The sequence below is a fragment of the Streptomyces sp. NPDC006140 genome (assembly GCF_040628815.1).
Classification (GTDB): Bacteria; Actinomycetota; Actinomycetes; order Streptomycetales; family Streptomycetaceae; genus Streptomyces.
Map to the genome: position 1 here is coordinate 38,306 of NZ_JBEXTS010000030.1, position 7,063 is coordinate 45,368.

Here is a 7,063-nt window from a genome sequence, read left to right on the forward strand (position 1 = left end):
GTCGGGCGGAGTGGGTGGGCACAACGGCTTGCCGGGTGATCAGAAGCCGAAGACGGGTCCGGACGGCGGAGCCAGCCGCGTACCCGGAGCCGGTGGGACAAGCGCTTCCGGCACCACCGGCCCTCCGGGTGACTGCCTGAGGGCTTGCGCCAGCCGCCCTGCACCTTCGGGCATGACGGGCCACGCCCAGGACGTCAGCGCCGAGGCCACTGCCAACTGAGCCATCAGCGGTGCCAGATAACGTCCGGTTCCGCTCGGACGGCGCCGTTCGAAAACGTTGACGTAGCCGAAGTCCGTGGCACAGCGCACCACTTCATCCAGGATTGCGACCGCGCGGCGAGGATCGAAGGCCTCGGGGCCGTACGCTTCGCGCACATCCTCCGCGGCCCGGTGCAGGCGACGCCTCAGTGCCTCCCACCCGTCGCCCCCCGGCTCCGCGTCGGGCACCCGCCCCGCGCATTCCTCGCGTACCGCGGCGAACAACCGGGTGAGCCAGCTGTTCCAGGTGCCGTCCAGCATCTGCCGGGTGCGGTCGAGCTCGTCGCGGCGGAAGTCGGTGCGGCGGCCGAGCGGCCTGGCCTGAAGGACGTGACGGCGCAGCGTGTCGGAACCGAACTCGGTGAGTAAGTCGAGAGCCCACACCATGGGCTTGCCGTCTGGCCCCCTCGCGTCCTCGACGTCGATGCGGTAGGTCTCGTTGACGTAGATCTCCTGCGGCAGTTTGACGCCGCGGGCCACGAGGATCGCGGGCAGCAGGACGACGTGACAGAAGGAGTGCCCGAACCCGCAGAAGTGGATGGTGCGTTCGGGCAGGGGCTTCTTGTCGTAGCCATAGCCGAACAGGTGCATCGCGGCGGCTTCGAAGCAGGCGTCGATGCGGTGCCCGGAGAAGCCGTCTACCGGGATCGGAACACCCCAGTCCCCCGGATGGCCGACGGCCACGTCCGGCAGGCCGTCCTCGATGAGGCTCTCGCACAGCACGGCCAGGCGCGGCGGCAGCCCGGCGGAGCCCCAGTAGTCGGCGAGCAGTTCGCGCAGCGGTTCCAGGGGAAGGTAGAGGCGACGGCAGCGGCGCGGCCGCCCCGGCGAGCCGCACAGGGAGCACACCGGGTCGATGAGGTCGCCGTCGTTCGGCCTGGCACAGGTGTGGCACAGGCCGCCGTCCCCGCGCGTGCCGCAGTGCGGACAGGCGCCGGTGACATGGGCGCCGTACAGCCAGCGGTCACAGGGTTCGCAGTACGGCAGCAACCGGGTGCGGGGGGCGATGACGTCCTGTGCGTACAGGTCCAGGAACAGGTCCTGGAGCCAGCGCTGGTAGCCACGGTCACGACGGGGCTGGACGATGTGGTCGAACTCGACGCCGGAGCGCAGCCAGTCGGCGGTGATCGCGGTACGGAAGCCCTCCGCGACCTCCTCGGGCTTGCGTCCACCGCGCAGCGCCCGTACCTCGACCGAGTCGGCGTGATCGGCGGTGCCGGTGGTGAAGAGCACGGACTGCCCGTCGGCGCGCAGATGGCGGCTGAGCACGTCGGCGGCGACGTACGGGCCGGCGAGGTGCCCGATGTGCAGCTCGCTGTCGCTGTCGGGTGGGGTTGCGGTGATCCAGAGTGGGGTGCTCATGGACGAGGCTCCTTGGCGGTCAGGTGAGCGCTGCTGGGCGACGGGTACTCAGCGGGGCTCGAAGTGGAACGAGCGGATGAAGCAGTCACGTGGCTGCTCGACCGCGTAGACGATGCATTCGAAGAGGGCCTGGGTCGTGAGCTTCTCGTCGGGATACTGAGCATCCCTGCCGATGCCCTCCCATTCCGCGGAGCGCGGATCAGAGGTGGAGAAGTCGGGCGGATAAAGGGAGAAGACGCGCACGCCGGAAGGGTGGAGTCGACGCGCGAGAATGTCGGCGAACCCGGCCTGAGCGCCCTTGGCGGCGTAAAAAGCCTCGTGCGCTGGAGAATCGGCCGCTCCACCGAGGCTGCAGACAGCGACCATGTTGACGATGTCGGGGCGCTGGGAGGCCCGCAGCAGCGGTAGGAAGTGCTTGACCATGAGCACCGTGCCGCCTGCCGTGGACTCGATGGTCTCGACGATGGAGTCGTCCGAGGCGCCCTCCAGTTCGAAGCCGTCCAGCCAGCGGGCTCCGTTGTTGACGAGCAGGTCCACGCGGTCCGTGTGCTCACCGACCTGCCGGGCGAAGTCCCTGATCTCGGCGGGCCGGCTCAGATCGCAGCCGAACGCGTGAATACGGTTCCTCGCCTCGCCCAGCACTTCGGTACGGGTGTGTTCCGCGGCCTCGACCGTGCGGGCCGAGACGAATACCTCGGCACCCAGGTGCGCGAACCCAATGGCGATCGCACGCCCGAAATACCGGGACGCCCCGGTCACCACGACACGCAGATTCTCGAATTTCATCCTGGAGATCGCTCCCCCCGGTCGGGACGCAGCAGAGAAGAATCCCCTTGTCCTGGCGGGAATGCCTGGCGGGAATTGCTGACCGATCACCAGGGTGGCAGAGAGGTGCCCCACATCCAGCCCCTGAGCAGGTGCGCGTTCACGCCGTGACGCGGATACGCCAGGGAAGAGGCACGGCGCGTTCGAGCACCCGGGCACGCTTGTGGTGGACGGCGACATGCTGAAGCCGCTGGGCCGTTGCCTCGGTGGAGACGTGGATCGGGCCGGAGGGGGTGTCGAGACGCAAGGAGCGAGCCGCGCGAGAGTACGCCTCGTACGCCGCGTTGCTGTCGTGGGCCAGACGCGAGGGCAGCGTCCCCGGAACGGCGGTCGCCGCCGCCAGACACACGCTCCCCGTCAGCGCCAGGGCCGGATGCCAGGCAGGGACCGTCACCGCACGGGCCGACAGCCGCCCAGGGCGGTACGAGCCCACCGCGGCGACCTTGGGGAGCGCGCTGTGCGGCGGCATTCCTAGCAGCCGGGCCGCCGCCGCCCGCACAGCGAGCAGCCGCCCGAGCACGGCCGGCCCTGCTGTGAAGAGTGCGTGATCCGAGTCCAGCCCGAGGTCGCGGGCGTCGACGAAGACGTACGGGTTGCCGTACCGGACGATCGACACCGGGAGCGCGCAGAGCCGGTCGGCGGGGCGGCCGGTGGGCAGCAGGTCCGCGGTCGCGGCGACTCGCTCCAGCCGTACCGTGTACGTCCCGTGCGGCTCCGGCACGCACACCACCGTGTCACCGGTGGTCACCGCCCGCACCCGCACCGCCCCGGGCCGTCCGGTGCCGACGACGGCCGCGAGCAACGAGTGGCCGCACCCGGTCCGAAAGTCGAAGCCGTCCGGCAGGCACTGCACGAAGCGGTAGTCCAGGTCGTACGACGGATCAGCGGATGTCCCGATCAGAGCCAGCTTGCGGATGTGGCCGCGCCCTGTACGTTCCAGCCACCGCCGTACGACGGTGAGTTCCGCGCACGACGCCAGGGCACCGGCGGGGAGCCGGTCCCTGTGCAGCACGAGTGTCGGCCCGGGCGCGCCTTCGGCGTGGACGATGTCGCCGATCACGCCGCCCAGCCGACGGAGACCCGCAGTCCCTGGACGACTTCGGTCCACAGCTCGTGCACCGCCAGTGCCCACAAGGTGAGGGCGTCCTGGTGCGAGGGGCGTTCCGCGTGCCGGGCCAGCAACGCCTGCACCCGCTCCGGCCGAAGCTGCCCGGTCCGCATCAGCCGGGACGGCGTGAGCAGTTCACGCACTGGCTCGAACAGTGGGCCTCCGGGCACGAGCATGGCGGCGAGGGGCAAGGTGAAGGGCTGCTTGGGCCTGTTCAGCACGGCCTGCGGCAACAAGCCGCGCCCTGCTTCGTACAGCGCGCGTTTGCCGTGTCGCTGCTCGGCAGGCAGGCCACGAGCCACCGCCGTGACGGCCGACTGACAGAACGGCATCCTGGCTTCCACCGCCCAGGCCATGCTGAGGTGGTCGACGCGGCGCAGATGGTAGGCCGGCAGCCTCCAGCGCGTCTCGAAGCCGGTGAGGGTGCTGACGCGGTCGGCACGAGAGGCACGCAGCTCGGCCGTGATCCGGTCGGCGGCCGAGCCGTGCTCGGCGATGAAAGCCCGGTAGTCGGGGGTGTAGAGCCACTCGCGCATCAGGCGCGGGGCGGCGCCGAGTGCGTCGACGTACGCCGCGGCCCAGTCGGTGCCCTCGGGCGCGCCCAGGGCGGCGCGCACCCGATCGTATCCGCCGAAGAGTTCGTCGGCGCCGTCGCCGGTGAGGGCCACGGTGAAGCCTGCTCCACGCACGGCCCGGAAGAGCGCGTAGGTGCTCAGTGTGATGGGGTCGGCGTTGGGCTGGCCCAGGTGCCGGATGGTCCGGGTGAGCAGGGAGGCGAACTCGGCGGGGTCGACGTCCACCTGGTGGTGGACGGTGCGGGCACGCCTGGCCACGGCCTTGGCGTGGGTATGTTCGGCGTCAGGCCAGCGGCCGCGATAGCCGAGATGGAAGGTGTGCAGCGGCCGGGTGTGCTCGGCAGCGAGGGCGGTCACGAGCCCGGAGTCGAGGCCGCCGCTCGTGATGGCGCAGATCGGGGCATCGGCATCGGCCAGCCGGTGCACCTCACGGCGCAGCGTGTCCAGCACTCCGGTGGCCGATGCCGGTGCGGCCTCTCGTGGGGGACGGCGCAGGACGCGCAGGCCTTCGGTGCCGCGGGCCACGGCGGTGGCACCGGGTGGCAGGTTGCGGATACCGCGCAGGGCGGTTTCGGTGCCGAAGGGGGTCTTGGTGGCCAGTACGGTGTCGAGGGTCTCCTCGCGCGGATCGGCCGGCACCCCGTCGAAGGCGAGCAGCGCCGGGATCTCGGAGGCGAACCGCACCGCGCCATCGGGTCCCTGGTGGTAGTGGAGGGGCTTCATGCCCATCTCGTCGACGGCGAGTATGAGTTGGGGCAGTGGCCCTCGCAGGTCGAGGACGGCGATCGCGAACATGCCGTCCAGGTGGTTCGCGAAGGCCGGGCCGTATTCGGCGTACAGCGCGGGCAGGAGGCTGCCGTCGCAGGCGTCGGGGAAGTGGTGACCGCGCGCGGTCAGGTGCCGGCGAAGCTCACGGTGGTTGTAGATCTCGCCGTTGAGTACGGCGGTGACGCCTGGTGCGGTGGGCAGCCGGAAGGGCTGGGAGCCGCCCGTCGGATCGGTGATGGCGAGCCGGTCGCAGCCGAGCGACCAGCCACATCCGGCGAGTACACCGCGCTCGTCGGGGCCGCCGTGGCGCTGCCGGGCCGACACCGTGGCCAGCTCGGGGCCTGTGGCCGCCGCGGCGAAGGAGCCGAAGATCCTGCACATGCCGGTCGCCTCCGGGGGGTCTTGTATCCACCAATGTTTTGAATCTACCAATTCTTTGGCTGGCACGTAAGTGCCATGTCGCAGACACGCCACGGGCAACGCCTTGTCGCCCCGCCACCCGGTGAACAGGCTTGCCTCATGGACGAGTTCAAGGCCGACTCCCCCGACCGCAGCGCACCCGAGACCCTGCTCGTGGTGGCCGCGCACCCGGACGACATCGAGTTCTGCGTGAGCGGCACAGTGATGCAGTGGATCGCGCGCGGAACCCGCGCGACGTACTGCATCGTCACGGACGGCGACGCGGGAGGGTATGACGAGCGACTCCCGCGCCAGGCGATGGCGGATCTGCGCCGCGCGGAACAGGTTCACTCGGCCAAGCTCAGCGGAGTGCACGATGTTCGCTTCCTCGGCTACCCCGACAGCTTCGTCGAGCCGAGCGTCGAACTGCGCCGCGACCTGTGCCGCGTGATCCGCCAAGTGCGGCCCACGCGCACGATCATCCCCAGCCCGGAGATCAACTGGGCGCGGGTCGCGGACCTGCACCCCGACCACCGTGCCGTCGGTGACGCCGCTCTGCGGGCGGTCTACCCCGAAGCGCGCAACCCGTTCGCGCACCCCGAACTTCTCAAGGACGAGGGCCTGGAACCCTGGATCGTCCCCGAACTGTGGCTCATGACCGGGCCGAGGCCCAACCAGTACGTCGACGTCACGGCCGTCTTCGACCGGAAGGTCGACGCCCTGCGCATCCACACCTCACAGACCGCCCACTTCGACGACCTGGCCAGCCTGCTGCGCGACTGGCTCACCGAACACGCCAGGGCGGGCGGCCTGCCGCCAGGCCGCCTCGCCGAGGCCTTCCAGATCGTGAAAACGGAATGAGCTGACGGGGTTCACCGGTAGATGCACAACTCGGACTCCGTCGCCCCATACAGGTCGTAGCGCGTCCCGACGAGCGGGCGGCCCGTGTAGATGCGGATCAGTGTCGGCACGTCGCCCCAGAACTGCGCGACCGGGCGACCCTCGGTCTCGTTACCGAGGACCAGCGGCGGCGTGCTGCAGCTCAAGAATGCGTGCAGGCGAGGGGTCTTCCGTCTGCGGCTGGTCACTTCGAGAAGCGGCAGCGCGTACTCGGTGCTCTTGCCACCGTACGCTCCCGGCTCGCCAAACGCCTCACGTACGTCGCCGGCGTGCACCCACTCCCCCAGCGCGACCGCGTCCAGCAGACCGTCCTTGTGACCGGCGATGACGTCTCCCGCCTCGGTGAAGCCTCGCTCCAACTCGTCGAGGACGCGACCCAGCGGCCAGTCCTCGCGCTCCGCGACGTCGGCGGTGTTCGACTCCGGCAGGAACACGCCTTCTTCGAGGCGGCCCTCGACGATACGGACCAGTGCGGCACCGCAGTGCGCGAGGAGTTGACGCACGGTCCAGCCGGGGCAGGCCGTACGCAGTTCGAACCGTTCCTTGTCAGAGGCGCGGAGCAGGGGCATGAGGGCGTCGCGCTCGGTGCGGAGCAAGCGACCGGGCAGCTCCGGGTCCCGCTCGGACTCCTCGTAATCGGCGTACTCGGACATCTGTTTTCACCGCCTGCTCAGTAGCGATAGTGGTCCGGCTTGTAAGGGCCCTCGACCTGCACGCCGATGTACTCGGCCTGCTCGGGGCGCAGCGTCGTCAGCTTCACGCCGAGCGCGTCCAGGTGGAGGCGGGCGACCTTCTCGTCGAGGTGCTTGGGCAGCACGTAGACGCCGGTCGGGTACTCGTCGGGCTTGGTGAACAGCTCGATCTGGGC

7 protein-coding genes are annotated in these 7,063 nt (G+C 70.1%); 1 reads left to right on the forward strand and 6 read right to left on the reverse strand.

Features of this window, described 5'->3' with window-relative positions; genetic code table 11:
- Positions 1-39: 39 nt before the first annotated feature.
- The 4 genes from ABZ386_RS41330 to asnB form a co-directional block, all read right to left on the reverse strand.
- The gene (locus ABZ386_RS41330) at positions 40-1,620 is read right to left on the reverse strand and encodes a class I tRNA ligase family protein (protein WP_355721083.1); all 1,581 of its coding nucleotides are present in this window, start codon (positions 1,618-1,620) and stop codon (positions 40-42) included.
- A gap of 48 nt (positions 1,621-1,668) precedes the next feature.
- Positions 1,669-2,406, reverse strand: coding sequence for an SDR family oxidoreductase (locus ABZ386_RS41335; protein ID WP_355721104.1), 738 nt, complete (start codon positions 2,404-2,406; stop codon positions 1,669-1,671).
- A gap of 139 nt (positions 2,407-2,545) precedes the next feature.
- A complete protein-coding gene (locus tag ABZ386_RS41340) occupies positions 2,546-3,505 on the reverse strand; it encodes a PrpF domain-containing protein (RefSeq protein WP_355721086.1) in 960 nt (319 codons plus the stop codon).
- Complete coding sequence (gene asnB / locus ABZ386_RS41345; protein WP_355721089.1) at positions 3,502-5,277, reverse strand: asparagine synthase (glutamine-hydrolyzing); 1,776 nt, start codon at positions 5,275-5,277, stop codon at positions 3,502-3,504. Before asnB ends, ABZ386_RS41340 begins: the two co-directional genes overlap by 4 nt.
- Positions 5,278-5,415: 138 nt before the next feature.
- On the opposite strand from asnB, the gene ABZ386_RS41350 reads away from it, so the two are divergent.
- Positions 5,416-6,156 carry a PIG-L deacetylase family protein gene (locus ABZ386_RS41350; protein ID WP_355721092.1) on the forward strand — a complete coding sequence of 247 codons (741 nt, stop codon included), beginning with the start codon at positions 5,416-5,418 and terminating at the stop codon, positions 6,154-6,156.
- 11 nt (positions 6,157-6,167) lie between these two features.
- On the opposite strand, the gene ABZ386_RS41355 is transcribed toward ABZ386_RS41350, so the two are convergent.
- Positions 6,168-6,848: a maleylpyruvate isomerase family mycothiol-dependent enzyme gene (locus ABZ386_RS41355; protein WP_355721095.1), complete on the reverse strand. Its 681-nt coding sequence runs from the start codon at positions 6,846-6,848 to the stop codon at positions 6,168-6,170.
- Between the two features lie 17 nt (positions 6,849-6,865).
- Positions 6,866-7,063: adenosylhomocysteinase (locus tag ABZ386_RS41360; protein ID WP_355721098.1), on the reverse strand; the 198-nt coding region annotated here is incomplete at its 5' end.